Origin of the sequence: Brevibacillus fortis (assembly GCF_046196545.1) — a bacterium.
Lineage (GTDB): Bacteria > Bacillota > Bacilli > Brevibacillales > Brevibacillaceae > Brevibacillus > Brevibacillus fortis_A.
In genome coordinates this window covers 287267-312500 of record NZ_CP176370.1, presented here as the reverse complement: position 1 = coordinate 312500, position 25234 = coordinate 287267, and the positions used below count along the sequence as shown (strand labels likewise).

At 42.7% G+C, this 25234-nt stretch carries 33 protein-coding genes and 1 pseudogene (1 of these 34 only partly in view); 7 read left to right on the top strand and 27 right to left on the bottom strand.

Annotation, left to right across the window (positions count from 1 at the left end; all coding sequences use genetic code 11):
• Positions 1–146 carry the 3' portion of a polysaccharide deacetylase family sporulation protein PdaB gene (pdaB, locus tag ACKKE8_RS01895; protein ID WP_409176693.1) on the top strand. It extends 625 nt beyond the left edge of the window, so the window shows 146 of its 771 coding nt (coding positions 626–771); the start codon falls outside the window, past its left edge; its stop codon occupies positions 144–146.
• A gap of 26 nt (positions 147–172) precedes the next feature.
• Here pdaB and ACKKE8_RS01890 read toward each other — a convergent pair whose 3' ends face one another.
• On the bottom strand, positions 173–760 hold the full coding sequence (locus ACKKE8_RS01890) for a KinB-signaling pathway activation protein (protein ID WP_409176692.1): 588 nt from the start codon (positions 758–760) through the stop codon (positions 173–175).
• Positions 761–885: 125 nt separating this feature from the next.
• Here ACKKE8_RS01890 and gerD point away from each other — a divergent pair, with 125 nt between their 5' ends.
• Positions 886–1542, top strand: coding sequence for a spore germination lipoprotein GerD (gene gerD, locus ACKKE8_RS01885; RefSeq protein WP_409176691.1), 657 nt, complete (start codon positions 886–888; stop codon positions 1540–1542).
• A gap of 49 nt (positions 1543–1591) precedes the next feature.
• Here the strand turns inward: gerD and ACKKE8_RS01880 are convergent, their stop codons facing one another.
• The 3 genes and pseudogenes from ACKKE8_RS01880 to rpsI all read right to left on the bottom strand — a co-directional run.
• The gene (locus ACKKE8_RS01880; protein ID WP_409176690.1) at positions 1592–2704 is read right to left on the bottom strand and encodes a P-loop NTPase; all 1113 of its coding nucleotides are present in this window, start codon (positions 2702–2704) and stop codon (positions 1592–1594) included.
• 111 nt (positions 2705–2815) lie between these two features.
• Complete coding sequence (cwlD, locus tag ACKKE8_RS01875) at positions 2816–3532, bottom strand: N-acetylmuramoyl-L-alanine amidase CwlD (RefSeq protein WP_409176689.1); 717 nt, start codon at positions 3530–3532, stop codon at positions 2816–2818.
• A gap of 125 nt (positions 3533–3657) precedes the next feature.
• A pseudogene (gene rpsI, locus ACKKE8_RS01870) lies at positions 3658–3729 on the bottom strand (30S ribosomal protein S9); the annotation flags it as partial.
• A gap of 363 nt (positions 3730–4092) precedes the next feature.
• Between rpsI and ACKKE8_RS01865 the strand changes: the two are divergent.
• The 3 genes from ACKKE8_RS01865 to ACKKE8_RS01855 all read left to right on the top strand — a co-directional run bounded on the left by ACKKE8_RS01865 (position 4093) and on the right by ACKKE8_RS01855 (position 7407).
• Positions 4093–5343: a helix-turn-helix domain-containing protein gene (locus ACKKE8_RS01865; protein ID WP_409176688.1), complete on the top strand. Its 1251-nt coding sequence runs from the start codon at positions 4093–4095 to the stop codon at positions 5341–5343.
• 523 nt (positions 5344–5866) lie between these two features.
• Positions 5867–6952, top strand: coding sequence for an N-acetylmuramoyl-L-alanine amidase (locus tag ACKKE8_RS01860; protein ID WP_409176687.1), 1086 nt, complete (start codon positions 5867–5869; stop codon positions 6950–6952).
• 47 nt (positions 6953–6999) lie between these two features.
• Complete coding sequence (locus ACKKE8_RS01855) at positions 7000–7407, top strand: hypothetical protein (protein ID WP_409176686.1); 408 nt, start codon at positions 7000–7002, stop codon at positions 7405–7407.
• Positions 7408–7765: 358 nt separating this feature from the next.
• Here ACKKE8_RS01855 and ACKKE8_RS01850 read toward each other — a convergent pair whose 3' ends face one another.
• The 3 genes from ACKKE8_RS01850 to ACKKE8_RS01840 all read right to left on the bottom strand — a co-directional run bounded on the left by ACKKE8_RS01850 (position 7766) and on the right by ACKKE8_RS01840 (position 9867).
• Positions 7766–8782 (bottom strand): acyltransferase, encoded by a 1017-nt coding sequence (locus ACKKE8_RS01850; protein ID WP_409179057.1) that lies wholly within the window; start codon positions 8780–8782, stop codon positions 7766–7768.
• 253 nt (positions 8783–9035) lie between these two features.
• A complete protein-coding gene (locus ACKKE8_RS01845; RefSeq protein ID WP_409176685.1) occupies positions 9036–9281 on the bottom strand; it encodes a YolD-like family protein in 246 nt (81 codons plus the stop codon).
• 10 nt (positions 9282–9291) lie between these two features.
• Entirely contained in the window at positions 9292–9867 is a 576-nt protein-coding gene (locus tag ACKKE8_RS01840; protein WP_409176684.1) for a YolD-like family protein, read from the bottom strand.
• A gap of 353 nt (positions 9868–10220) precedes the next feature.
• Here ACKKE8_RS01840 and ACKKE8_RS01835 point away from each other — a divergent pair, with 353 nt between their 5' ends.
• Together ACKKE8_RS01835 and ACKKE8_RS01830 are read left to right on the top strand one after the other, a co-directional pair.
• Complete coding sequence (locus ACKKE8_RS01835) at positions 10221–10871, top strand: hypothetical protein (RefSeq protein WP_409176683.1); 651 nt, start codon at positions 10221–10223, stop codon at positions 10869–10871.
• On the top strand, positions 10868–11515 hold the full coding sequence (locus tag ACKKE8_RS01830; RefSeq protein WP_409176682.1) for a hypothetical protein: 648 nt from the start codon (positions 10868–10870) through the stop codon (positions 11513–11515). Before ACKKE8_RS01835 ends, ACKKE8_RS01830 begins: the two co-directional genes overlap by 4 nt.
• 26 nt (positions 11516–11541) lie before the next feature.
• On the opposite strand, the gene ACKKE8_RS01825 is transcribed toward ACKKE8_RS01830, so the two are convergent.
• The 20 genes from ACKKE8_RS01825 to ACKKE8_RS01730 all read right to left on the bottom strand — a co-directional run bounded on the left by ACKKE8_RS01825 (position 11542) and on the right by ACKKE8_RS01730 (position 25234).
• Positions 11542–12381, bottom strand: coding sequence for a hypothetical protein (locus ACKKE8_RS01825; protein ID WP_409176681.1), 840 nt, complete (start codon positions 12379–12381; stop codon positions 11542–11544).
• A 137-nt stretch (positions 12382–12518) separates the two neighbouring features.
• Entirely contained in the window at positions 12519–12821 is a 303-nt protein-coding gene (locus tag ACKKE8_RS01820) for a hypothetical protein (protein WP_409176680.1), read from the bottom strand.
• Between the two features lie 651 nt (positions 12822–13472).
• A complete protein-coding gene (locus tag ACKKE8_RS01815) occupies positions 13473–14090 on the bottom strand; it encodes a hypothetical protein (protein WP_409176679.1) in 618 nt (205 codons plus the stop codon).
• A gap of 480 nt (positions 14091–14570) precedes the next feature.
• Positions 14571–14810 carry a hypothetical protein gene (locus ACKKE8_RS01810; protein ID WP_409176678.1) on the bottom strand — a complete coding sequence of 80 codons (240 nt, stop codon included), beginning with the start codon at positions 14808–14810 and terminating at the stop codon, positions 14571–14573.
• A gap of 3 nt (positions 14811–14813) precedes the next feature.
• Complete coding sequence (locus ACKKE8_RS01805) at positions 14814–15512, bottom strand: peptidoglycan DD-metalloendopeptidase family protein (RefSeq protein WP_409176677.1); 699 nt, start codon at positions 15510–15512, stop codon at positions 14814–14816.
• Positions 15499–15777 carry a hypothetical protein gene (locus tag ACKKE8_RS01800; protein ID WP_409176676.1) on the bottom strand — a complete coding sequence of 93 codons (279 nt, stop codon included), beginning with the start codon at positions 15775–15777 and terminating at the stop codon, positions 15499–15501. The genes ACKKE8_RS01805 and ACKKE8_RS01800 overlap by 14 nt, the downstream gene beginning before the upstream one ends.
• Positions 15774–16034 carry a hemolysin XhlA family protein gene (locus ACKKE8_RS01795; RefSeq protein WP_106836278.1) on the bottom strand — a complete coding sequence of 87 codons (261 nt, stop codon included), beginning with the start codon at positions 16032–16034 and terminating at the stop codon, positions 15774–15776. Before ACKKE8_RS01795 ends, ACKKE8_RS01800 begins: the two co-directional genes overlap by 4 nt.
• A 67-nt stretch (positions 16035–16101) precedes the next feature.
• The gene (locus ACKKE8_RS01790) at positions 16102–16284 is read right to left on the bottom strand and encodes a hypothetical protein (RefSeq protein ID WP_409176675.1); all 183 of its coding nucleotides are present in this window, start codon (positions 16282–16284) and stop codon (positions 16102–16104) included.
• Between the two features lie 113 nt (positions 16285–16397).
• On the bottom strand, positions 16398–16535 hold the full coding sequence (locus ACKKE8_RS01785) for a CD1375 family protein (protein WP_409176674.1): 138 nt from the start codon (positions 16533–16535) through the stop codon (positions 16398–16400).
• Complete coding sequence (locus tag ACKKE8_RS01780; RefSeq protein WP_409176673.1) at positions 16535–16915, bottom strand: hypothetical protein; 381 nt, start codon at positions 16913–16915, stop codon at positions 16535–16537. Before ACKKE8_RS01780 ends, ACKKE8_RS01785 begins: the two co-directional genes overlap by 1 nt.
• A 14-nt stretch (positions 16916–16929) precedes the next feature.
• Entirely contained in the window at positions 16930–18003 is a 1074-nt protein-coding gene (locus tag ACKKE8_RS01775) for a hypothetical protein (protein WP_409176672.1), read from the bottom strand.
• Entirely contained in the window at positions 18000–19007 is a 1008-nt protein-coding gene (locus ACKKE8_RS01770) for a phage tail protein (protein WP_409176671.1), read from the bottom strand. Before ACKKE8_RS01770 ends, ACKKE8_RS01775 begins: the two co-directional genes overlap by 4 nt.
• Positions 19008–19571 carry a phage tail protein I gene (locus ACKKE8_RS01765; protein ID WP_409176670.1) on the bottom strand — a complete coding sequence of 188 codons (564 nt, stop codon included), beginning with the start codon at positions 19569–19571 and terminating at the stop codon, positions 19008–19010. It abuts the gene before it with no gap.
• Positions 19564–20676, bottom strand: a complete 1113-nt coding sequence (locus ACKKE8_RS01760) for a baseplate J/gp47 family protein (protein WP_409176669.1) — start codon at positions 20674–20676, stop codon at positions 19564–19566. The genes ACKKE8_RS01765 and ACKKE8_RS01760 overlap by 8 nt, the downstream gene beginning before the upstream one ends.
• A complete protein-coding gene (locus tag ACKKE8_RS01755) occupies positions 20663–20986 on the bottom strand; it encodes a hypothetical protein (RefSeq protein ID WP_409176668.1) in 324 nt (107 codons plus the stop codon). Before ACKKE8_RS01755 ends, ACKKE8_RS01760 begins: the two co-directional genes overlap by 14 nt.
• On the bottom strand, positions 20983–21384 hold the full coding sequence (locus tag ACKKE8_RS01750; protein WP_409176667.1) for a phage tail protein: 402 nt from the start codon (positions 21382–21384) through the stop codon (positions 20983–20985). Before ACKKE8_RS01750 ends, ACKKE8_RS01755 begins: the two co-directional genes overlap by 4 nt.
• Positions 21354–21839, bottom strand: coding sequence for a phage baseplate assembly protein V (locus tag ACKKE8_RS01745; RefSeq protein WP_409176666.1), 486 nt, complete (start codon positions 21837–21839; stop codon positions 21354–21356). Before ACKKE8_RS01745 ends, ACKKE8_RS01750 begins: the two co-directional genes overlap by 31 nt.
• A complete protein-coding gene (locus tag ACKKE8_RS01740) occupies positions 21839–22855 on the bottom strand; it encodes a phage late control D family protein (protein ID WP_409176665.1) in 1017 nt (338 codons plus the stop codon). Before ACKKE8_RS01740 ends, ACKKE8_RS01745 begins: the two co-directional genes overlap by 1 nt.
• Entirely contained in the window at positions 22852–23070 is a 219-nt protein-coding gene (locus ACKKE8_RS01735; protein ID WP_409176664.1) for a tail protein X, read from the bottom strand. The genes ACKKE8_RS01740 and ACKKE8_RS01735 overlap by 4 nt, the downstream gene beginning before the upstream one ends.
• The gene (locus tag ACKKE8_RS01730) at positions 23060–25234 is read right to left on the bottom strand and encodes a phage tail tape measure protein (RefSeq protein WP_409176663.1); all 2175 of its coding nucleotides are present in this window, start codon (positions 25232–25234) and stop codon (positions 23060–23062) included. The genes ACKKE8_RS01735 and ACKKE8_RS01730 overlap by 11 nt, the downstream gene beginning before the upstream one ends.

The window sequence follows — 25234 nt, the reverse complement described above, 5'->3', positions numbered from 1 at the left end:
TCCTGATGCACGCGAGCGACTCCGCGAAAGATACACATCTTGCCCTCCCTGTGATCATTGATCAACTTCGCAAGGATGGTTATGAATTCGTTACGGTATCTGAACTCATTTCGGGTACAAGTGTAGACAGCAAAGAAATTCAGTAAAACAAAAAAAGCTGACCTTCATTGGGTCAGCTTTCTCTTTTTACCAGACGGTGCAATTGCATGACTTGCCAGACGTTACAAAACAATAGTGGAACGAGCATGGACAGAGTGGCACGCACATTATCTTCTTTCAATGCTGGAATCCATTCCAGTCCCGTAACGACAAACATAAAGAACGTCGTCGGTATCCATGCAGATTTATTGGTCAGACTCACTTTTCCATATGCGGTAACAATAGCGATAATCAATAATAGCGTTGGCTCAATAAAGTACGTACTAAATCCTTTTCCTTCACCGAAGGACGTATAGCGAAGATAAATCATATCGAAAAAGACAAACAAAATAAGAAATACTTGGACGCTTTTCCACAGCGAAGCCGTTTTAAATATCGTTTTGGCGAAATAATTAATTGTCATATACGCAAAAAAACCCATCTGAGCCACAATACTAATGGTCATTCCATACAGTAGATACATGAACAAGCCGACAAAAAAGTTACCGGTGCTTCCCACAAGCAGCTTGTCCAAATCAAAAATAAGGGCAACCAGGATCCCACCTAATCCCCCAAGCAAGAGCGTGGTAATAAAAAGCCAGCCATACTTACGCAAACTCACCAAGTATTCCCTCCCATCCACATCGAATATGATTGTACCAATGGATACAAGAAAATACTAGCGTAAGAACAAAACAAAATGCACACGTTACTTGTAGGCAGAGTAAAGAAGGAGGTGTCCACCCCATGAGAAAAAAGACGATGTCTTTTTGGTTAACCGCTCTTGTCTGTCTGGTGCTAACCAGTTGCGGGGGTGGCGGACAAGCGCAAAGTTCGTCTCAGCCTGATTATAAAAGCGTCAAAGACATGGTGCTGGACATATTACAGACGGACGAAGCGAAGCAATCTGTTAGCAAGATGATGAAGGATGAAAAGTTTAAGCAAAGCCTGATGCTCGACGAGTCAACTGTGCGGACAACCTTGATTCAAAGCATGACGAATCCCAATAGTCCGCACATCAAAGAAGCGTTTAAAGACCCGAAGTTTGCAAGCGCCATGGCGAAATCCATGAAAAACGAGCAAAAAACGCTCATGAAGGACCTGATGAAGGACCCTGAATACCAAAAAGAGCTCATTAGCGTCATGAAAGACCCTGAGTTTGAGAAAAATTTGATGGACCTGATGAAAAGCTCTGCTTATCGACAACAAACTATGCAAGTGATGAAGGATTCCTTGCAAAGTCCTTTGTTCCAGGCTGAACTCATGAAGATCATGACCAAAGTATCTGAGGACATGACAAAACCGAAGGAGCTCAAGCCAAAGAAAAAAGGGAAGGGAAAAGAAGGTGGCGGTGGTGGTGGTGGCGATTCCGGTGGAGGCGGCGGCGGAGGCAGTTCTTCCTAAATGCAAAGGTGAGCTCTTTAAATAGAGCCCACCTTTTTTACGTACATTTTTATCGTTGCACAGTTTCCCCGCATTTTTCTACAACACGTTTTGCCATATCGATGTAGATCTGACCAATTTCCGTCTTTTCTCCATAGATGGATGGGGAATAATCAGGTTCAGATGGATGATTCTCCGGTTGGCCCAGCGGAATTTGAGCGAGCAGCTCACATGTCAATGTCTCGGCAAGCTTAGCTCCTCCACCACGCCCGAATACGTACTCTTTCGAACCATCCTTTGCTTCGTACCACGCCATGTTCTCCACAATGCCGAGGATTTCATGACCGGTCCGCTTTGCCATAGCCCCTGCCCGAGCTGCGACAAATGCTGCAGTAGCATGAGGAGTCGTTACCACAATCTCCATGCTTTGCGGAATCATGGTGTGCACGTCGAGGGCCATATCTCCCGTTCCTGGAGGCAAGTCCAGCAAGAGGTAGTCCAATTCTTCACCCCAATGCACTTCCGTAAAAAAGTTACGCAGCATTTTCCCCAACATAGGGCCACGCCAAATGATCGGAGAGTTGTCCTCCACAAAAAAGCCCATGGACATAACCTTTACGTTTTGCTTTTCAACAGGCAGAATGGTTTCACCAATCACGGTTGGACGTTGTTCAATATTCATCATATCTGGCACACTAAAGCCGTAAATGTCTGCGTCGATAATGCCTACTTTTTTTCCTAAACGCGCGAGGGCAACAGCCAGGTTCACGGTCACCGTCGATTTTCCGACGCCACCTTTTCCGGAAGTGACCGCGATAAAGGTCGTATTCGAATCTTTCGCCAAGATCGGGTTCAGGAGGGGAGCTTGTCCCGGTGTCATGTTATGTGTTTGCCCACCTTGGTTCTTGCGAAGCTGAGCAGACAAAGCCGCACGTTCCTCGTCTGTCATCGAACCGAATTGCAGGCGTACTTCTTCCGCTCCTAGCGCTTTCACAGCTGCGATAACATCGTCCTCGATCTTGGCTTTGAGCGGACAGCCCGAAATCGTCAGAACGACTGTGAGGCTTACTCTCTTGCCTTCAATATGGATATCCCGAATCATGTTGAGCTCGACCAAGCTACGATTAATTTCAGGGTCTTTTACATCGCGTAGTGCTTCGAGAACCTGTTCTCTGGTCAACATTTTGGTTCACCTCATCTATGATCTTTTCAAACATTTTCATGCTGGTATAACGACAGCCTATGCGCGTTCATTATAGCATATTCGGGCGGTCGGGACACGATCATCGCCCTCTTAAGGTGTAATTGGCGCTTTTTCTCCCGAGTACTGACGCAAGATCCCTTGATAAATGGCATTCGCCATAGCCTTTTGGTATTCGACGCTCTGAAGTCGCTTTGCCTCCTCCGTATTGCTGACAAAGCCTACTTCTACCAAAACGGCCGGGCAGTTAACCTCCCGAATCAAGAACACATTGTTAGTCTTACTCGGGACCCGATCTGTATGACCGATCACCCGTTTGATTTCATCTTGGATCAGATAGGAAACTTCTTGGCTCTTTTTGAAGGTGGGGGAATAGAAAGTCTGCGCTCCCGACCATTTCGGAGAAGGGATAGAATTCACATGAATACTGACCAAAAAGTCTGGTGTACTATCATTGACCAGCTTCACCCTGTTTCGAATATCCTCAGATTTTCGTTTACGTGCTTGCGCTGCATCCGGACTAGCCAAATCCTTATCTTCTTCCCTCGTCATGACCACAAATGCACCCGACTGCTGGAGGAAATCCCGCAAGTACATGCTAATGGCCAAGGTCACTTCCTTTTCAACCACATCACCGCCTTTGGAAACGGCACCGCCGTCTAGTCCCCCATGCCCTGGATCAATGGCTATAACCGTTCCTGTCAGCGGCAGCGACCATGCCTGCCAGGAAGAGCGATCAGGCGCTTCGTAGGTGAACAACAGCATGAGTACCGCAAAAGCCAATATCCAGCCTACTCCTTTTCGTGTCACAGTGTATCGTCCCCTTTGTCCCATTCTCGTTCCATCATATGGACAAACATGGACAAATATACCCTTTTGTGAAAAGGAAAAACCCCCTGCCTGCGAACAGACAAGGGGTTTGTATCGAACAGCAATTAGCGCTTGGAGAATTGAGGTGCGCGACGAGCTGCTTTCAAGCCGTATTTCTTACGCTCTTTCATTGTTGGTTTCGGTTCTTTAAGGTTTCCGCATATTAATAGGAAGATTTACATCTTAGGTTCCGTTTATTTAAGATACTTTCTGATAGAAATATGGTCAAAATATGGTCACGACGAGAGTCCTAGAGATTATGTTCTAGGGCTTTCCTTTTTACTCCGCCTTCACAAATTTTTCAATGTATTTTGCACGTTCTTCCTTGGTGAAAAACTTGTTCACGATTTCATTCCGCCACTTGTCTTTATCAGTTTTAGTTTCAGCAACAAAAAACCCAGCAAATATTTTGCATTTACTGGAAAAATGTTTACCCATCCAAATTTTTTTGTGGTAAAGTGAAATAAAATACAGAATTTGGGAAAAGGGGGCTTAATGAGGTGTCGCTTTCATTAGGTGAACTCATTAGCAGTCATCGTAGTCGACGCAATCTAACACTAGCAGACCTTTCGGAATTGTCAGGAGTCAGTAAAAGTACCATATCATTAATTGAAACAGGAGAGACTAAGCGGCCCAGCTATGCCACTTGGAGAAAGATAGCGGAAGCCATCGATATAGCACCCAGCATCATCATAAACGCATTTGTAGACACTACACATCATCCTAAGACATTAGAACTCGTCCTTGCAGAGGTTATCCACGAAGGATGGGAAGCTCTTGTCGCTAAAGTTGCTACGCATTATTTAGAGTCACCAAAGATCGATACGTTTAGAGCGTTAGATCATATCGCCAGTACAGCCAGAGATACAGAGAACAAACGAATAAAACGCATCTTGTGCGATACGATTATTAGTTTCGCAAGAAGCAGGGGAATACCCTCATATCTAGCAAACGCCTTGTATGAAAGGTATTTGATTGAGCGTGACGACTTCTCTCGTTTCGAGGAAACGTATCGACGTGGGAAGGAACTGCTTCTCTATGTCGAGCATCTCTATGTAGAAGATCGAATCGATTACTATTATAAAATGGGCGTTCACGCCAACATACTCGACTTGCACGACGAAAGTATCGATTTATGTAGGCTCGGTTTACGAGAGGATCGGTCAGATAACAGACCTAAAGCATCTGCATATATCTCCCTATTCAACTCGTGCATTTACTTTGGAGACTTCCATGTTGCTGACATCTACCTAAAAGAGTACGAAAACAGCGAATACGCTGATTTTCGAAAGAACCATTTTCGCGCTACTCTACTTGCGAAAAAAGGGCAGCATGAGGACGCAATCAGTTTGTTCAACGTCTGCTTAAACGAGACTAACAGAGAAGGGCGTATATCCATCGTCGTCGACCTCATGGAATCGTATTTGGAGGCTGGAAAGACAGACGATCTCATGCTATTGATCGAAACGGAGGATCAGTTTCTGCCAGAGAGAATGCCGCAGCATCCGTACCGAATTAAGACACTGGCCCAATACTACAGACGTAAGGCGTTGTGCTTAATCTCAATGGAGAGATATGATCAGGGTTTTCATAGCCTGATCGAGAGTATCAAATATTACAAGCACATAGGCATAGCTACAGAGGTCATCGAAGGCATACGGCTTTTCCTACGCCATCATCGAACTAACAATAAAAATCTGTCCTTTGAACACATGGAGTTAATTGAAAACATATGTGATAATATTTTGTAATATATAGAAGGAGGAGAGTTTAATGCAGAAGCTACTTTTGGTTTTTGCTCTTGTGGTGTTCTTTTCCTCGCCTGTAGTATCGGAAGCGTATGATCCAAAGTCAGAGCCTTATCGAGTTGAACCTGATTGGTAAACGTTGTGCAGAGAGGGGGGGAAAATTCCTTCTCTTTTTTTATTCCCCCCTTGTTACTATCAGACAATTGGTTAGTCATTCTATTACATCGTTTTTCTCAATCTAAAATTGTTCCATAAAATAGAAAAGACCCCCAGATTATCCGAAGGAGGGTTATCGCTTTCATACTGTTCATTTTTCTGTTAGATAGTCCATCATTGTGAACATATGCCAAGGCAGTTCACTCATTATCCCTACTGGATTGTCACTCAACCTATCAAGAAACTTATTATGTTTAACAACCGGGAAAATATAACAGAAAATACAAAATTGTAAATTTTTATATACAAGCAAATTGGCAAGTGCTAATATTGTAACTGATAAATATTACCAAATAAGGAGATGTTTTCTGTGAAAAGGATAATTGCTTCAACCATTACTGCTTTATTACTTTTAGCACCTCTTGGGCAAGAGGCTTTTGCTGCAGAACGAGATACCGCAACTATCGTTTTAAAAAACACGAATGGTTCTGACGAGTTAATTAAAGTTAACATTCCACTTAAAGCTGAATCTACAATAGAAAAAGTTGAGTTCGCTCTAAATGAATTGCTTTCAGGCAAATATGAAAAACGGAATGTTTTTAGTGAGATTCCTAGGGATACAGAAATCAAGAATCTAGAACTTGATGGTGATAAATTAGTAATTGACCTCAATAGCGAATTTGTAGACAACCTAACGAATAATCATAATGTAGGATTTATCTTAGACTCTTTCTTAGGTACAGTTTTTCAATTTGAAGAGATTCAACAAGTGGAGTTTTTAGTAAACGGAGAGTCAATTAAGAATCTCGATATGTACGATTTTTCTATCCCATTTGAACGAATGAACGATGAAGAAGATGAGGAGAGCAAAAGTAAAATTGTCCCGCTGGGCGCAGATCCCGGTACTAACCCAGTTATCGTAATTGATCCCGGGCATGGTGGAAAAGATCCTGGTGCAGTTGCAAGTGACGGTACAACTGAAGCAGAGTTAAATTTAAAAATCGCAAGAAAACTCAGGGATTATCTTGAGGATAATCTAGACGCTACAGTTTATATGACTCGTAATTCAGATGAATATGTAGATTATTCTGATAGGTACAACCTTGCAAATGATGAGAACGCAGATTTGTTCATTAGTGTTCATCTAAATTCTGTTACAAATAAAAGTGTAAAAGGTACAACTGTAATTTATCCAAATAATCACGACATTTCTATTAGTAAGAGCGCAGCAGATTTTATTCATGACAGGGTTACAACCGTTCTTTATGACTACAAGGCTCCCTATAAAGACACTCGTAATCTCGCAGTACTTAGAGGTACTGACGTGCCAGCTGTTTTAACTGAAACAGGTTTTATTTCAAATAGTTCTGATTTGAAATACTTAAAAACCAGTGATGGACAAGATGAAGTGGCATATGAAATATATCGTGGAATTAAAAATTGGTGGAATGACTAACACCCACATTACATTTTAACTATCGATAATAGAGGAGAGATTTTACCATGCAAAAAATACAATTCATTGTAATAAATCTACTCCTACTCTTTGTACTTTGTGCCTGCTCAAATAGTTCCGAGGATAATCAGAACATTGAGGCAACACTAACTGGCATCGCTGCCCAGTATATTGAAGCTGAATATGCTGGAAACAAAGATGTTCTCCTGAACATTACGACTGGAGATGCCAAAAAAGCTGTTGAAGAAGGACAGCTAGATATTTTTAATAATCAGCACCTAGACAAAATTGTTGATACCAAAGTAAATAAAATTTCTGATGAAGAATATCATTTAGTTATAACAGTCAGCTCATCTCCTTCTGAACAAGAACAGGCTACAAATTACTTTGAAAATGTAACGTTAACCAAAACTAATAATATCTGGTTGATCTCTAAAGTAGATCGTGATCAATAACCCCCAAACCGCCTTTCCAGGCGGTTTGCCTATTACAGGAATTTTAGAAAATACCTATTGCTCTGACTTTAGTATTAGAATTAGCCTATGTCTATTAATCTTCGGTTCAATGATATACCTTCCGTCTGAGACCGTCTGATCCGTTCGTTCAAGCAACATTGGGTATATAAATTCCATATAGAATCACCGCTATAATTGTATCAATACCAAAAGAGACATGCGCTGGTAATTACTCGTAACTCACCTTCATAATGTCAGGGAAAGGGATTTTCCTTGTTGTTTATTCAAAGTTCGTTTACCTTTGGCGTTTTTCGGTGCCCAGTTAGAAAAGGTATTCACAATAATCTAAAACGGCTTCTCAATTTGGATAATCTACCTTTTTATCAATTTCTTTTCTCAGCTTTGGTCTGATGAAGACTCCCCCGAACAAATGGACGAATTTAAACCGACTGCTAATATAGGCAAGGACACAGGAACATACAATCGTAAGTATAAATAACATTACCACTCCTGAATCTCCTACTCTCAATCCTTTGAAGTGAAACAGCAATTGACTGATGATCAAAGGATGGATCAGGTAAATGAAAAAGGAATGGGTAGAGAACCAACAGACCGAGTTTAATACCTTCCTCGGCCAACCAGTCATGCTTGTTGACAACCTGTACATGAACAACGCGCTTACAACCGTGTACAACAAAGTGCTCGGCTTAGTTGAGGAGGCAAAAGTGTCCGTCCATTTACTATCGACCACCAATACGATCAGAGAGGCAAACCATGGTACAAAAGTTTGCCAGAGCGTCAGCTTTCCAACAAATGCTGAGATTTCATTAAATCTCATTGCCACGAACATTCCCAAAACGAAGTAAAACACCCAAACAGGAAAAAGAATAACATAAGGTACCTTGATGCTAGGTAGTACGATGAGTTGGTTGGCATGTAAATAAATTGCCATGTGCATTACTAAGGTCGATATAAATGAAACTGTTAGCGTCCAACTCGTCTTCGTCCGTAGAAGACTCTTCAAGAATGGATATATTAGATAGAGTTGGCAAATGATCACCAAGAAATATAGGTGAACGTAAGCCGTACCTTTCACCATATGCTCCCCTAGTGTTGTTAAAAGAACCCAGGGTTCGGCTGACCCAAAATTATATCGCTGGGCATAGGTAAAGTAAAGTATGCTCCAGATCAAATACGGTAGTAAGATCTTATTATACCGCCTTTTAAAAAACTCTCGTTTCCCTATGCTCCCCCGGTCACTTAAGGCAAGACTTAACCCTGAAAGTAGAATAAACATTGGTACAGCGAAACGCGCTACCTGATTCCAAGCAAACGACATTACACTAGTTTCTACATAACTCGCTGTTACATGGATTGAGATTACTGCAATAGCACTGATAGCCCTTAGATAATCAATCTCTTTAATTCTCGTATGAACGCACCTACTCTTTCCTCTATGTTGTGGTACCTCTGCAACAGTTTTCCATTAATGATAATAACATTCTTTTGTAAATATCGGAAAGTGTGGCTATTTTCCCCTACCAAAAATAAACAAAAGACCAGTCTCTGCTTTTTTACAGATACGGGTCATAGTTTATTCGAAGACATTCAATTTGTACGTTCTCTTTTTATATGTAGCTAACTTTCATAATATCTAAGAAAGGAATTTTCCTTGTTGTTTCGTCTATTTCAACGTGAACGAGTCTGGTACGCGAGTCAAGTACCGTGATCCGTCCGCGCACTTTTTCAGGCATTCCCCAAACAGTCAACGCTCTTTCGTCACCATCTTCTTTTGCTTCAACGAGCAGATTCCCCAATTCTTCTAATTCAAATTCATCCCGAGTCGGTCTTTTTGGTGTGGTTGACTTTGCCATAGAGTCCTCCTTAGTCCGCTTTTACGGCCGTTATGTGATCCATAGATATCCACTGGTTATCTTCGTCGGTCACAAGCTTAATTCTCCTGCCGTTCTGGTCAATCCACTTGACCACGCCCCACATTGTACATGTGGTTCCCAGGTTTCCTTTTACGGGTCTCCACCAAGAAACTGTGACAGAATAATCTTCCCGAGCTGCATCTCTCAAGACGTACTGGAACGATTCCATCTCATCTTGCTCAAGGATCGGCATGGATACGAGTTTGTCGTCTTCCTTCATCGAAAGATACAATTCTCGCTGTTCGGGAAGCACGAAACGCATGGATGCGAATAGATTATCAATTTTCTTTGCCAACGTTACCGCCCCTTTCGTTCCCACGATGTAATTTACTTCGATGTTATCCGGTTCCGACCGCCGCCACTCTATGTACTCTTCGCGTGCCAACACTTCAAGCACCGACATCACGTCCTCGCGGCTTCGTCCGGTCTTTACGCATATCTCGTCAATGCTCGGGGGTCTCGGTTTCATTGCCGAATAGTTTCCGATAATCCGAAGCACCTTACGCTCAATATCAGATAAGGTCATAGTCACCACTCCCACAAAAAACAAGAACGTTTGTTCGTATTATATACGAGCATTAGTGGAACATGCAAATAAAAAACAACCCTAACCTTCATTGGTTAGGGGTAAAAGTAATAATAATTATCGGGATTTTTTTGATTGAGCAGCGAACATCTTTCTCTGCCTCTCCTTACTGTTACTCTCTCCTTCTCTTCCATTTAGGAGTTTATTAAGGAACTGATCGACTGTTTTGTCGAAAAATGTCGTATTACTTAATGTAATGTCGAAGAATACATGATAAATGGTGGTAAAAAAGTGGTACTATTAGGTAACAAGTACTAATACCTTGAATTTGGCATTTGCTGGGGGTACTAATCATGATTGATGTAGCAGGGGACATAAATAAAATAGATTCGCAAGAGGACTACAAAGAATTTGAGGAAAAAATTCTATTAAAAAAAGGCGAGCTTGATGAACTCTCCTCTAAAATAAAATCAATAGCAATGGATCCAAATTTTATTGTCGAATGGCCGTATTTTTTATCTAAGTACATGCAGCCTAAATATGGCAATAAGGCAGCTAGATATTTGCAAAATTTATTAGAAGGTTCAGAGAGTGCTTTAGAACTAATTGCAGATGAATATAAGAATGAAATGGCTTGGTTTATTTATAAGCATGAAGATCTTCCTGCCAGATGTAAAATGTATGCCAAAAACCCTCATTCCCTAATTTCGTATACTCCTTACAGTAGTGAGGGTACGTTTGCATTGCAAGTTACACGTGTCGATAACAAATCCTTCAGTTTTTATTTTTCATTTGATGAAAAAGTCCTATTAATCAAAAATTTATTTGGTAGTTTAATTGCCGATTGTAACAAATACGATTTGAAACTTGATGAAGAGGAAATCAACAGTTTTGAACAAATTATTGATGTGCTCAGCATTATAAGCGAGGAGGAGGAAATCAATGATTTTGAACGATCACTTGATGATATATTAAGCACTTTAAACGAGGAGGAGGAAGGATGAGTCTCCCAAAGTATGAAGTGCGAGAGCGGAAGGAAGAATATGCTAGTTTCGGAGTATATAGAGGTGGCTATACTCCAAAGCAGAAAGTTAGCCCCGTTCAAACTGATACATATACGGAAGTCATCTTAAGAAAACACGCAGAATATGTTAAAATAGGTTTGAGTGACGAACTCGACGGCCTTTCTAAACAAATTACAACTTTAAACGATACAATCATAAATTTGTCCCACGGTTTGGAACAGATGGCAAGCGGAAGTGGAGGAGGTGGTGATATGGATGACCTTAAGAGAAGAGTTGAAAAGCTAGAAAATAAGATAGAAAGTATCGATACCCGGTTGAGTGGTGTTGAGACAAACGTCTTGCTTATTAAGGAGAATACAAAGAAACTTGAAAGTATGCCTACCTCAATAGAGATTCAACATTTTATCTCTCAGGCCATTACAGAATCACTAAAACCTATTCCCACTGAGGACAAAGTCAAAACAATTGTTCGTGATATTGTGAAGTCAGATAAAGTTACAACTGAAGATTTTGTTGAGAAGACTGTGGGAAAAGCAAAATTACATTTAATCTTCTGGTATATAGGTACGGCACTTGCTTTAGGTTCTTTAGTGTTTGGGATTATTAGATTCCTAAAACCATAAAAAAAAGCGCTATTTAAGCGCTTTTTTTATTTGCTCTTTTGCCTCATGAAAAGAAGATATCGATGTTTATCCCTATCGTAAATGTATAAATGATTACTTTCAATTTCAGTTGGTTTGTTCCCTAAAACAATCCGATTTGAATCTAAGGAATACAAAACAAAAAGCGGTTGATTTTGCACAGTTTCTATATGTGGGATAATCATTTTATATGTATACTTGTCGGATGGAGCTTCTACCTTAAACACATCGCGGTACAAATGAATTGAATAATGAAAATAAAATATAGCAAAAAGTGTGCTTGCCAAAATTGAGACGAGTAGAGACAGCCAATCTGTTTCTTTGATCATTAGATGATACATTGTAATTGCTGAACTGCAATATATTGAAAAGTAAGCACTAACGAAGTGTGTTAGAAGCAGATATTTATAATACCGTTTGTTTTTTCTGTAATCTGGTGCATATTCTTCTTTACGAATTAGTTTTGAGTACAATGCCACGAACTTTCTTATGGCCAAATGGACCATGATGATACTGAAACTAATTAATAAGGTTGTAAGAACGAGCACGCCAAGCCAAATCAAAAAATATGAAACGTTATCATTTTTTGCTATTGAAAGGGCTATTCCTCCTCCTAGTAAATGAGCGAATAGAATCAGTATCAGTGTAAACATTAGCTGTTTATATCCAGTTTCCCAACTTTGTTGATCCTTTGTATCGAATATTTTATCGAAGTCAGACTTTTTTGCATATCTAATGAATGCTTTGATTAGCTTTACAACTGTTGAAATCAGGAAAACCCCAAAACCAATGATCATAATAAAAGGGTAATCTCTGGCAAAAGTTGATAAGAAAGGTATTTCATTCATAATTACCACTCCATTACAAGTAACAAAAGGTTTCATTTACTTTTTTTAGTTATATACTTTACCTTTGAATATTGTCATGTGAAAAAGTCTTTTTTACAGAAGAGAAAAAAGTTAGATAACAAATAAAGCTCCACTATTTAGTGGAGCAGTATACCTTTTCCCCAGCCGTCAGGTGGTCCAACTACCAGTGGACTACCTCCCCCTTCTGGCGGTCCATACATTTGCCAACCAGGACCACCGTCCAAGTTCAGTCCCCAATCAGGTCCTGTTGCTTTCATTCCCCAGCCTGGACCATCATCAAACTTCACGCTATCCCATCCTGGGCCTTCTTGCATCTTCCACTCAGGTCCAGTAAATAGGACGACTTGTGGTCTCTCGCCAAGATCAAGACTCAGTGGAATGCCGCGTTCACCAACATCTTTTAAAATGTGGTAAGTCATTCTATCACCTCGCTTTTTCTCAATCATACAATTGTTCCATAAATTAGAAAAGCTCTCCTTGGACGTATCCGAAGGAGGGCTTCGTCTGTTTTTACCCATTATTCCTGTTTCTGCTTAATACATGAGGATTGTCCAAATGATAAGCCGAGTCGTTAAAGTATTAAAAGCATTATAGTCTGATTTTCCCGGTTTCTTTCAGTAATTTAACTAAAAGAATAAGGGAATAAGTAATTATTAGCAGCGAACTACCCAATCCCGTTAGGCTGCTATAAATTAACTCGTCTACTCTTGTTTCCAATTCTAATGATGATTCTAGGATAATTGACCACCAACGAAATATAATGATTTGAACAAAAGTATTGAGGATCAGTATGGAGATTCTTCGTTGTAACGACAAGAAAACCATAAATAGAGCAAACAATACGCCAGAATACTGTATAAACCGAATAAACTCCCCTTTATTTAGTACTACCGGAATATCTGCGCCCATAAGAAAATGAAGAAATAGTTGAATGCTACTTCCAATTAATAGCACAACGAATAGTAACCAATTAAGAAATGCTTGCATACTTCCCCTCCTTTATGGTTATTACTCTTTCGTTCTTCGAATAAAAACATACTTTACTCATGATTTCTTCCATGACTAATTCACTAGTCTAAAGCCTTTTTTACTGTATCTTGGACCCAATTAGGTAGGTCAGCTATTGCATCCCATACTATTCTATTTCCATCTTTGCCACTCTCCCCCATGTCTATTTTTTTTGTCCGTTCAATGACTTCATCTAATCCTTCAGAGATTACATCTGGAATTAAAAAATCAACTTTCTTAAGCGCTCTTGCTAATTGTCCTGGATAGATATGACCGATTATTTCCCAAGTTAGAGAGTCGGATGATATATCCAATCGCTTATTGTATTCCATCCTATAATCACTTCTAATTTGATCTGCGATCTTCTCAGCATTATTTATATCTTCTCTAATAGCATTTCTAAGGTCCTTATCATTATCTAAATGTATCACGCCTTTTTCCATCGTCCATGTAATTAAATTATCACCTATCTTAAGCGTTCCAGGTTCACGTTTACTTGAACGAGCTGCTAAAAGTTGTTGTGCCTCAGAAGATATTTGAACTGTGTCAGCGTCAGTTGTATTGTTTTTTAAATCTTGGTTTACTGTTTCTTTTGGTTGAGCCACAGCAGCATTTTTAGCTGTATACATTGCTTGAATGTTTTTTGATGAAAGGCCACTTTGAGACACACTAATAGACATTAATTTACTACCCCTTCACAATGTATGTTTTAAATCCCACTATTTACACTTTAAAGTTTATATGGGATTTATTTCTAATTTTATTACAATTTCATTTATATGTAAATTATTTTTTCTAATTAAAAGTACTTACTAAAACAAATTCAATATTATTTTCACATGTATGCAAATTAGACCCTCTTGTAAATTACTCGAAGAGAGGGTCTGTCGAATATTTATTTTGATTTAAATGCAACACTGTTCAAAGAGATGTATGGTACGTTTCTTTCATTTCACCTTATCTTCAGTACTTGCTATCCATAAGACACTGAGAACGCTTCGCTTTTTAAGTCTTTTGTTCAGTTTTTCATTACTTTCCGTATACGCTACATCACACAAATAGTGATACATCTGCATTACTAATAACTCCTGCTTAACATCAATCGACCATAATAATAAAAATAGCCCTCCCCAGTTTAACCGGAAGGAGGACTACTGTAGTTATTGGCTTTTTTCTGATGTACCTACCGAATCTCCTGCATCATTCTTGATACGCTCTGCATCCACATATCCTTCGGCCACCATGTACGCGACAACAGAGCCGAGAGCCGTAATCATGGCAGTTACCTTGGTAATAGTGTCACCGTCCATTCCAAACAGCACCAGCACGCTCGTGATAAAGGCAGCCAATGCCATCCACAGTTTGCGCGATGAAAGCTTGCGTTTAAACTCTACGTTCATGATCTACATCCTCCTCCGTTGGCCAAGAAAATCCGGTGTGTTTGTTGCGCGGTCTGTCAGCACAAAAATGAGCCAAGACATGTCTTCCAAGACTGCCTGTGGCTCTGTTCGTAATCGTTTTTTCCACTCCTCTGCGTTGTTTATCAAGGCTTTGCCTTCTGTATCCTTCTTGCTGGCAAGGCTGTCCAACGCCTTGTCTGCGAGTTGGAGCTTCCACGGTTGCAGTGCTTTCACTGTGTCTTCCTCTCCTCTATCCACAGGTTTATCAACAGATTGGTAATATTCTCGCAAATACGCTACAGGATCGGTATGTGTCCCGAATCCACCGCGTCGAACCTCGTAATGCAAGTGTGAGCCAGTGCTGCGCCCGGTACTGCCTTGCAGTCCGACGACGTCTCCACACTCGACCCGGTCGCCAACCTTGACGGATGCACTGTGTAGATGGGCATATACGTGTGTGCAGCCGTTCCGGTCTTTAACCGCCACTGCGATTCCAAAGCCCCCATATCCTGATCCTTTTACACCTTCTTTTGCGTGCGTGACGACACCTGTGACAAAGGCATGGATTGGTGATCGATGTTTTTTAACCAGGTCAATCCCGGTATGGAATACCTGCTTGGTTGTGAAAGGATCTGCACGCGGTCCATATGGGCTGGTCACACGGTATCCTTTGAGCATCTCGTCTACCTTAGACACGGGCATCGTAGTCCTCTCCTTCCGTATCATGCTCATTGGACCGTGGTTTGCGTAATTCTTGCACTGCTCGTACACCGAACACGCCACCCGCCACTGTCATTAGGACTGGAGCCATCATATCCAAGAGAGCAAGGTAGCCCGAATTTACAGGCTTACCTAGCAACGAGAGAATAAGCCCAATCGCTACGAAAAGAAAAAAGACAGTGCTTGCGATCAGAAGCAGATAGTCCTTCTCACTGACGCCATCTCTGTCATTTAGGAACGTCTTCATACCGCCATCCCCTTCCACAGCAATGATATTGCTCCAAGAATTAGCGCACCAATAACCGTACGCCAGAGCCATCTTTGGTTGTCAGCCACCTCATTCAAACGGTGGTGTGCAGACTTGCCGTATTGAAGTGCTTCATTCGCTTTCTCTTTCGCCTCTTCCGCAGTAGCACGAACATCAGTCATAGAGTCCAGTTTTGTCTCTACTCGGACAATTCGCTCGCGGATATCAGATAGTACCTGCATCTCATTGTTTGACATGAGCTTATCCTCCTCACCCCCTGGGGGCAAAAGTAAAAGGAGCCGCGTGAGCAGCTCCCCGATATCCTCATTTTGTTGAGTCTTGTTGTTCGAGTTTTTCTATCCGTTTTTCTAATTCATGTATCTTTTTCTTGAATCCAGATCGTATGGCCAAATAAGTGATTACACCAACAGGTAGCCCAACGAATAGGATGGACGATAGTAAACCTATCCAGTCCCACTCCAATTGTACAGCACCAAATTCATACATGCATTATCCCCCCTGAATCTATCTTGAAAGTAATACGATTCAGGTATTGGTAAAGTCTCGAAGTAGATACAGCTCCCCATGAAAAACGCCACTTCGGATTTAGAGAAGGGCGTTTAAACTGTAGGTTTTTCGATTTGCTGAACAAGATACTCCGCAACAGGAACCTTGTACTCCTCTGGGAGTGACTTAATATCACGGCGTTTTGTTTCAATCAGAAAGGCATACACCTTGACCATGTAATCCTTTACCATTAGGATTGTCCTCCTTTTAGGGCTTCGACTTCTTGTTTAAGCAGCAGAATTTCCTCGCCCTGATAAGCGATGGCATCGTGTGCATCTGTTAGTGCTGCTTTTTGTTGTTCAACAACCGTCTTTAGTTCATCATCAGTAGTTGTATCGACTAGTATATCTACATATTCGTACCACAACTTCTTTGTAGTCGGGTCGATATACAACAACGCATCCTTGCCCGGCTGGTAACTTGCGGCAGGTATTTCTTCCACGAGTACACCCGTTTCAAGCAATTCTTTCTCGCTTTTTTGTAATCCGTTGATCGGATCAAAAGGGACTGAATGGATAAACACCACTTTAGCTCGCAAACTCGATTCGGTGATAAACTCCACGTATTTCACGCTGTTCACTTCCCTTAATTAAGAATTTTAAACGTTTCACGCAAACAATTGGGCGTAGACACACCGATGTTGCTGCTAGTCATATATACATCTCCGTTTGGAGATGTTACAAGATCGTATTTTCTACCATCAGGTCTGATTACTTTCAAGAGTGCTCCAGTTGCTGCATCAAGCTTTTCTAACCTGTCCATTCCAACGTACCCACCTTCGGCCGATGTCGAGTACACGTACTTACTGTCCCTAGATACTGCAATGGATTCCGTTTTCACACTGGATGTGTAACCCCAGCGGTAACCTCCACTGAGGCTGACTGATTCGATTCTGTGACGTGAGTCGTACCCGCTCGTATACGCATTTCCCTCCGTATCGACAGCAAACCCACTGCCAAGAGGCATTGCTCTTTTGTAGTAATCCGTTGCACTTGATGTGTTGATGCGGTGAAGATACCCGGTTGGGGCAGCAACATATAATGATCCGTTTGCATGGGCAATCAGCGAAGGAGCACCATAAACGGAAGTCGTCCCCAATTGGTACGTCCATTCGACAGTTTTACTCGGTAAAATCGTTTTCCTGATTTCTGAGGTTGATGCCGACCGTTTAACCTCTGCTATATAGATGACATCTGCCGTTAACTGATCGACCGTGAAATTCCATAAATTGCTATCTGTTTGCCCGATTTGAAAGTCAATTCCAGCCTCAATAGCCCCTGTATATTTATTGATTTTGAAAAAACCAATGTAATATTTGAAATCTGTTTTTTGAAAATCCAACTGCACCCACGGAGTATCGTCTTTGCCCATTACTACTCGCATAATACTAGGATGATTGAGCGCCCCTGTAGGGTATATTCTCGCTTTCCAAATTTGATTGAGTTGAGAGTCGTACTTAATCAGGTTATTGCCGCTGGAAGATCCGTCAGAAATATAAAGATTCCCCAACGAGTCTACCGCTCTCACCCATGATGCCTCTTCCCCAAAAGTAAACAACACATGAGGCACGTTCAGATTTGATACCCCGATATTTCCGCCAATCTTATACTTGCCCAAGCCAATACCATGATCACGTAGTACATCACCAAAATTATTCATCGAAGCACCTCGTTTACTGGGTTTCGTTGAGCATCGTAGGTAATGTCCCACACTTCTGTCCGTCTGACAGTCGTTCCATTAGTCCCATAAAAGGTTCGTGTATCGACCGTGTAGTTGTCCCCTACCTTACTCGACAATACTGATCGCATAAACAGCGTACCATCTTTTCGTTTGTACTCCACAGTTGTATAAACCTGGGCGGCTGAGTCAAAGCCGCTACGGTATTTCCTAAAAGACTGATTGCTATCTTTATCCTCTGAGGACATAAAACCATCAGCTGTTGCTGTCGCCCGTGCATGAGCACTGCCACCTGCTCCCACATGATTAAAAGGAGCATACAAGGTATCAGCAGTTCCTTTGTTGATTGCGTCCTTTTGTATGCTATCTAGCTTGATCTTGTCTGACACACTCATAAATCCGGGCAACGATGTCGTAGCGTTATTATGGGTGTGGTCTGCTTTAGCAGCCCCTACCTGTTCTGCCGTTACCTTATGCGGATTGTCTTGCCTGTTTGCGTGGACGTTCACTTTGTCCTGAGCTCCTTCAGGCGTTTCCCAAATCAGAGAGCTATCCAAGACAGCACTGACGTTTTGGGCATTTCCGAATATGGCAATGATATCGAATGTCTTTTCTAAGACATCAGGACCGCCACCAACCGGGATGTACTCAGCCGTAGGGCCGCAGTTTGCGTAGCAAAACAAAATTTCGCCCTCGACAGGATCTTGAGCAAATAAACCAACTTCACGGAAATAAAAGCCTGTCGTGATGTCTTTGTTGCTGATGACTGTGCCGACCACAGCTTTGCCACCAGGTTGTAGTTTCAGCTTGGCAATCCCAAGAGACTGTTTTTGACTAATCAAGGCATTCAGGTCCACAATACTTTGTCCGCCTAGCTCTCCATCACCAATGCCAAAACGGGTATACTTTAGCTCTATACCCGTCTGAGCTTTTGCTATCAAATTCCTGCCTTTGTTCGTCAGGGTCATACCGCCAAAAGCACCCATCTATGTCACCTGCTTTACTGTAATCTTATCGCCCATGTGAATGATGCCAGCAAAGTAAAGGTTATGTTCCTCTACTTGTGATATCTCGATTTTCTCAAGCCATGAGCGAGTGTTCTTTACGGAATTGAGCGCCCGCGTAAACATGAGTGCTTGCTCCGTCGTTACGTCCCGATTATTCGTAATCACCTTGAAATAGCCAGGTTGCCCGCCATATTCAAACCACTCTTCGACTCGTCCATCTCCAAATACCGTGGATATCAACTCTTCCACAGCAGCAGGAGTCCCTTTCCTTCTGTGCCATGTTAAGCTGTTCTTTACCAGTTCGCGGCGCGTTTCCAAAGGCAAATCGGGATCGTAAAAATCGACGTGGAACTGCCAAGCTAAAAGGTCAATCACTTCTTCAGGATGTTCATCAATCCCGGACATAATCTCTGTTAGTTTTATAGCTATGGAAACCTCCTGAAACTCAGGTGTAAGAGCCTCGGCTATGAATACAGAGTCAGGATCTCGTTTCAAGCTCTCAGGGAGGATGTCTGATAGGGAAACATTGAAAATATCAATCATCTTCCAACCCTCCATAAGTTACTGTCGTGTTAAGGTCAACAGCCACTTGATGGGCTGCAACTGCTTTATAAACTGGTGTTACAACCGCCACTCGCTTTGCTCCTGCGTTTTTAATCCGTGTGATTAACTCTGTCGGGTCGATATCGCGGCCAAGCTTGGACTTCTGCCAAACCTTATAATCTTGGATTGCTTGCTCCACCTTTTGCCTAATTGACGCAGCTACGCTGCTTTCTGATGTACGAATCCAGTAGGTTAGGGATATGTCGTAGGTTATCGGCTCTGGAGCCAGCACCTTGACATGATCTGTGAGAGGCCGAATGTTTCTGTTGTTGCACACCTGATTTACGAGGTCGAGTATCTCCTGTCCTGGTATTTCCCCGCCTTTTAAAAGAGGCCGAATCTCCACTACGACTGGGGCAGGGCTCTCAACTGAAACGTCCACAATCAAAGGACTAGCCGATCTCGCCCAGTATTTGTAGGCTCCATCGGGTCCAGCAACAGAAAACTTTTCAGGAGCCTGCTGGATTCGTTCTGCATACGGATCATCTTCTTCCACATCTGAACCTCCTTCACTCTCGGTGATGTTTTCTACTGATTGAATCCATTGAATCGGATCTACCAGTTGATTGATTTGCCCAGGTAAATAACCATTTCCAATGCTTCCTACTTGTGTGCATATCACTTCAACATCCACATAGGTCTTACCGACTGGAACGGGCACATCCTTCTCTACAGCAAAAAAAATACCGTCTCCTGCGCTTACACGGGTTCCGGTAGGTATTGTTTGGGCTTGAGTAACAGAAAGATGGAAACGTTCTGTTGTTTTTGAAAAAGCAGGTTCCAGTCTTGGTGTATCCACAAAGGCTCCAAGATGATCCAGCTTATTATTTTGAGCATAAGCAAGTAAGTTTTGCTTTGCACTGTAGTCTATGTTCGACCGTTGTAAGGCTAACAAATAGACAAATGACTGGATAAATTTACGTCTCGGATCAGCTTTCGTAAGCGTTACGTTTGCCTTTTCTTCGAATCTCGCAACGACTTCCGCTTCGATCTGTTCGGCCGACTTTTGAGCAAACTGGATGTCAGGTAGATTAAGGCGTGTCATCGCGTATCCTCACTTTCACGATTGGTTTTAGTTGTCCTTCCAGTTCGTTTCCCTGAAAGGTGATCCGCGTCACTTCAGCCCTCGGCTCGTAAGTACGGATCGCTTCCATGATTTTTGCGCGGGTTCGAGCCTGAGCAATTGGCAATGGGGCATCTACATCCGGGCTCCAAGCAAATGCACGGTCTAACGGGCAGGAGAAGACTACTGTGCTCAAGATAAAGCTGATGTTCTGCAAGATAGCCTTTATGCCAGTTGCCCCGAAATCAATCTTTTGAAAGTCCATCGTAACCTCGTATTCCAGTGCGCTCACCTCCTCATGTACTCTTCCAAGGTGACATCCAGATTGCCAACCAGTAGCCTTCCTTTTCCATCAAAACGCTGCCAGCCTTGCTTGCATGATTTGACGATCCACTGGTCCATCCCGAGTGGCGTATCTCCCACAATTAAGGTTTCAGCTTGACCAGATCGGCACATCTCCAAAACCCTGTCCATTTCCATTTTCGGGTTAACCCCATGGGAAGCATCAAAACGCATGGTGAAAGATATCTCATCCAATTCAGGGCCGAGGAATTCGCTAATCGCTTTCTGCTGCTGTCGGTCATGCTTCGCCCATCTGCTCGAAATGGATCGTGAGAAGTCATCAAAAGTCCGGATGCGTTCAGACGAGACTTCAAATATTATGTCTCCAAAACTTCCGATGAGCGCCATTCTGGTTCACCTCGTTGTGTCGTTTGGTTATACGTTACTGTTGCATTATTGATCACGATATGTCCACCTTCTGGATGAAGGAAATCGATAGTAAGGGTATGCGTTTCGCGGTCGTAGTCAATAAACGTACCGTCTCCAAACCGGATATGTCGCTTGTTTTCATTCTTAATCGGAAGTTTATCTTCCAGGGAATAAAGCGACCCTAAAATAAACCCCTGTGCATTTCCGATAGGTAGAAACAAACAAAGGACCTGTTCTTCTGGATCAGGAAGCCAATAGTCCTTATTTCGAAACGAGTTTTTAACCAGGACATCCAGATCATATGAGACGAGATTGTCACGGTCCTCAAACGCTACCTTTGCCGTCCCTTTACGATAGTCAACCGATGAGACAATACCCACGCGGATAATATTCTTCAGAATCGATTGAATCGCATTCATAATCATTGAGCTCATCAGTATCCCTCCAGACATCTTCGCAGCTCCATCGCCATTTCATATCCGCTGCCCTGGCTCCGGGTGATCTGTGTAATGATGTACTTCCCATCGATTCTCTGTCCGAAGTCTTTCAGATTCACTGTATGACCCGCGACATAAACGTTATTAGCGATCATTACCACAGATGCTACGGACGTGTCTTTATTGGCTTCACGCAGCTTTTTTCGAGCAAGGCGTTGCGCCTCGCCTATGGATGTTACACGCTGATTGACGTACAATGTCCGGCCTGTTTTCGGGGCGCTAGGAGGCGTGTATGTGTACGATACTTTTTTCTTTTTCTTTGGGCTTTGATATTCCACTCGGCAAGCCCGATAAGCACCTTGCGTAGTTAATCTTGTTCGGAAACTCTTGATCGATGGGGCGTCCCTCTTTATCGTGTCAATTGCTGGTCGTGACTCGTACTTTTCTTCGTCAAAGATGACCAGCTGCTTGTCCGTGATCTTTAGGCACAGCCCCGCATCGTTACATAAACGCATCAGGAAGACCAGGTCCGTCTCTTCTGTTTGCTCGATCCGATCATATTCCACATCTTCAGCGTCAAAGAAAAGCTTGAGTCCAGACTTTTTTGCTTTGTCTCCAGCAATCACAGATAGCTTCGTTTTCTCCCAAGCTCGATTCTTTGGTTCTCCACGCAGGGAGGAAGACTCAGGGACGGAAATGGCCTTGATCGTTACAGCAGATGGTGGAAAACTGATTTCAATTCCATCAATCTCAAACTGTCCCAGTGACAGATAATCTGTCTTACCGTCTTGTTCCCAATTTTCACGGATCACCTTTGCCCGGAGAACAGCACCTTCTTCGGGCATCCATGGTCCGCTCCACTTCCGCTCTTTATCTTCGACCGTGATCTGAAGATCGTCTGCTTGTCCGCTCAAATTGTCCGTATGTGTCCAACTAATCAGATGTGGATGCAGGTCTGCTGTAATATCATGATTGTCATAAATAACCTGCAATTTGGCACGCCTTGCTTTCATGAGCTCTCGCCTCGTTTCCATGGTGGAAGGTTATCAGGTTCCGGATCTGCAATCTCTGGGATGGTTAAGACGACCCCTGCAGGGAATAGCACGATGTTACGATGGGATGGATTCGCGTCAATCAACTCGGTCATCAGGTACTCGTTCCCAAATACACGATAGGCAATCGTGTCCCACATATCACCTTGTATAGTTGTATAGGTTCTAGTTTGCAAACGAGACCCTCCTTTGCTGAAAGCCAGAATCTTTTAGCTGCTGCTCCAGATTCTTTTTATCTTCTCTAAGAATCTGTTCGATCTCTGAAGGATTTCCGGATTGAATCACTGGCGCATAGGTGAGCTGGAAAGACTCTCTGCTACCAATTCCAGATTGGCTGACTTTATAGAAGGGTGATGAAGTATCTTCTTGTTCAAGCATTCTAATTGCATTAGGGAGACCGTATTTCCTTAATGTCTCCGCTGGACCTGCAGGGACAATCATTTCATCCTTATGAGTGGTGGGGCGGTAACCGTTATAGGGAACACGATTCAACCCACTATAGTGGCTTTTTTTCTCCTCTCCACCAACTAAGTAATCCCAGAGCTCTGCACTCTTCTTGGATGCACCTAAGGCTGGAAGGGCACTGTTTATTCCGGAAGTAATCACCGGACCCCATGTATCACCTGCTATTTGATTCATAGAACCTTCCATGGATTGGGTAAAACCTTCGATAATGCCTGTACCAATGGCAGCTCCTATCTTTACTGCAACTGGGGCAATCATCGGCATTGCGTGTTCAATAGCTTTGGACAAAGTACCAATAATTGTGGAAGAAACTTCATTTATTTGTTGCTGGCCACCGTTACTTAGCCACTGATTAAAGCTTGCCATGGCATCGTCCCACATCAACTCTACCGTTTGGCTGATGGTAGGCACTTCGGGCTGCTCATGCATGAGCTCCGATTGCTTGAACTTAAACTCCGCTTGCGTTTCCACTTTGACATTCTTGATGTCGTTGAGGTACGGATCAAGATATTTTCGCATCGTCTGTGACAGAGACTCCATCTTCTCCGTTAACAGTGGTGTATATCGTTCTGCTAGGTCCGCAAACAGTAGGACAATATCTTTTATCAAGGGCAGTGTAGGTTTTAGCGCGGAAATCTGTAAGGTTTCCATGGCTCCCTGGAACTGCTCTACTGCGCCTGCAGCGTTGTCCATCTTCTTCTTGGCTACGTCCAAGGCTGTGGTCTTGCTCATGTCCTCATACATCTTCTGGATTCCCGTGGAGCCCTCTTTGTAGAGGATGTTCGCTGCACGCACAGCGTCAGATCCAAACATTTCAAAGAAAGCAGCTGACCGCTGTTGGTCATTGAGCTTCTTGAATTTTTCCTGCAGAATGCCTGAAACCTCAGCCATATCTTTTAGCTGTCCGTTAGCATCAAATAAAATATTGGTTCCTTTTGCTGTAATCAGCCCATACTTTCGGAATAATTCACCGGATTTTTTAGTATTGGGTTGTACATTCGCCAAGAATGTCTTTAAGGATGTACCTGCATCTGATCCCTTTAAGGCATTGTTCGAGAAGGCTGCCAGTACTGCATTTGTTTCCTTGAAGCTCACGCCAATGCCATCTGCTACAGGGCCTACGGCAGCAAGACCAAATTTTAGTTGTTCGACATTAGTAGAAGACGCATTAGCTGCACCAGCAAGAATGTTTGCTACGTCTGCCGCTGTCATGCCGTCTTTTTTGAATCCGTTTAGACCGTCTGCCATGATAGTGGCTGCGTCTGCTAACTCTAGTCCCCCCGCTGTCGCCAAGTTGAGGGCAGCTTCTAAGCCGCCAGCTTGTACAGCTGCAGGAGTAAAACCGCTCTTTAACAGTTCTTCAATCCCCTGCGCCGCTTGGAGTGACGAGTATTTAGTTGAGGCACCCATCCTCATGGCTAGAGCGTCTATTTGCTTCATTTCCTCAGCAGTAATGTTGCCAAGAGCTTGAATGGAAGATAGCTGCTGCTCGTAAGACATTGCCTTTTTCAAAGAGGCTCCTGCTAGAAAACCAGCTCCGATTGCGCCTGCTCCAATTCCTCCAAGGGCCAAGGCCCCGCCTCTTGCCATCATGTTCCCGAATGCTGGACTGCTCCACATTTTCTGTGTCTGGTGTAGCGATTGGTTGTACTGCTTCAGTTGTTGTTGTGCAGTTTGAAGCTTTCGAGAGAGGTAAGCATGTCTTTCAGCAAACTGATCAGCTGTGATGTTCCCTTTTTTATACTGCTGGTTTAGATCGTTAATATCATGTTTGAGCAACTGGATTTTCGTAGATGCTTGGGAAAAGGGAGTAGTGAAGTTGCCTTTCAATTTACTTGCAATCTGAAAAGCTATCTCGTGAACCTTTCGAGCCAT

Bases quoted from the DNA above. Each gene is read 5' to 3' on its own strand.
- gerD (WP_409176691.1), top strand. From the start codon at position 886: ATGAGAAAAAAGACGATGTCTTTTTGGTTAACCGCTCTTGTCTGTCTG.
- ACKKE8_RS01880 (WP_409176690.1), bottom strand. From the start codon at position 2,704: ATGTTGACCAGAGAACAGGTTCTCGAAGCACTACGCGATGTAAAAGAC.
- ACKKE8_RS01855 (WP_409176686.1), top strand. From the start codon at position 7,000: ATGCAAAAAATACAATTCATTGTAATAAATCTACTCCTACTCTTTGTA.
- ACKKE8_RS01845 (WP_409176685.1), bottom strand. From the start codon at position 9,281: ATGGCAAAGTCAACCACACCAAAAAGACCGACTCGGGATGAATTTGAA.
- ACKKE8_RS01840 (WP_409176684.1), bottom strand. From the start codon at position 9,867: ATGACCTTATCTGATATTGAGCGTAAGGTGCTTCGGATTATCGGAAAC.
- ACKKE8_RS01835 (WP_409176683.1), top strand. From the start codon at position 10,221: ATGATTGATGTAGCAGGGGACATAAATAAAATAGATTCGCAAGAGGAC.
- ACKKE8_RS01830 (WP_409176682.1), top strand. From the start codon at position 10,868: ATGAGTCTCCCAAAGTATGAAGTGCGAGAGCGGAAGGAAGAATATGCT.
- ACKKE8_RS01825 (WP_409176681.1), bottom strand. From the start codon at position 12,381: ATGAATGAAATACCTTTCTTATCAACTTTTGCCAGAGATTACCCTTTT.
- ACKKE8_RS01820 (WP_409176680.1), bottom strand. From the start codon at position 12,821: ATGACTTACCACATTTTAAAAGATGTTGGTGAACGCGGCATTCCACTG.
- ACKKE8_RS01815 (WP_409176679.1), bottom strand. From the start codon at position 14,090: ATGTCTATTAGTGTGTCTCAAAGTGGCCTTTCATCAAAAAACATTCAA.
- ACKKE8_RS01810 (WP_409176678.1), bottom strand. From the start codon at position 14,810: ATGAACGTAGAGTTTAAACGCAAGCTTTCATCGCGCAAACTGTGGATG.
- ACKKE8_RS01805 (WP_409176677.1), bottom strand. From the start codon at position 15,512: ATGCCCGTGTCTAAGGTAGACGAGATGCTCAAAGGATACCGTGTGACC.
- ACKKE8_RS01800 (WP_409176676.1), bottom strand. From the start codon at position 15,777: ATGAAGACGTTCCTAAATGACAGAGATGGCGTCAGTGAGAAGGACTAT.
- ACKKE8_RS01795 (WP_106836278.1), bottom strand. From the start codon at position 16,034: ATGTCAAACAATGAGATGCAGGTACTATCTGATATCCGCGAGCGAATT.
- ACKKE8_RS01790 (WP_409176675.1), bottom strand. From the start codon at position 16,284: ATGTATGAATTTGGTGCTGTACAATTGGAGTGGGACTGGATAGGTTTA.
- ACKKE8_RS01785 (WP_409176674.1), bottom strand. From the start codon at position 16,535: ATGGTAAAGGATTACATGGTCAAGGTGTATGCCTTTCTGATTGAAACA.
- ACKKE8_RS01775 (WP_409176672.1), bottom strand. From the start codon at position 18,003: ATGAATAATTTTGGTGATGTACTACGTGATCATGGTATTGGCTTGGGC.
- ACKKE8_RS01770 (WP_409176671.1), bottom strand. From the start codon at position 19,007: ATGGGTGCTTTTGGCGGTATGACCCTGACGAACAAAGGCAGGAATTTG.
- ACKKE8_RS01765 (WP_409176670.1), bottom strand. From the start codon at position 19,571: ATGATTGATATTTTCAATGTTTCCCTATCAGACATCCTCCCTGAGAGC.
- ACKKE8_RS01760 (WP_409176669.1), bottom strand. From the start codon at position 20,676: ATGACACGCCTTAATCTACCTGACATCCAGTTTGCTCAAAAGTCGGCC.
- ACKKE8_RS01750 (WP_409176667.1), bottom strand. From the start codon at position 21,384: ATGGCGCTCATCGGAAGTTTTGGAGACATAATATTTGAAGTCTCGTCT.
- ACKKE8_RS01745 (WP_409176666.1), bottom strand. From the start codon at position 21,839: ATGAGCTCAATGATTATGAATGCGATTCAATCGATTCTGAAGAATATT.
- ACKKE8_RS01740 (WP_409176665.1), bottom strand. From the start codon at position 22,855: ATGAAAGCAAGGCGTGCCAAATTGCAGGTTATTTATGACAATCATGAT.
- ACKKE8_RS01730 (WP_409176663.1), bottom strand. From the start codon at position 25,234: ATGGCTCGAAAGGTTCACGAGATAGCTTTTCAGATTGCAAGTAAATTG.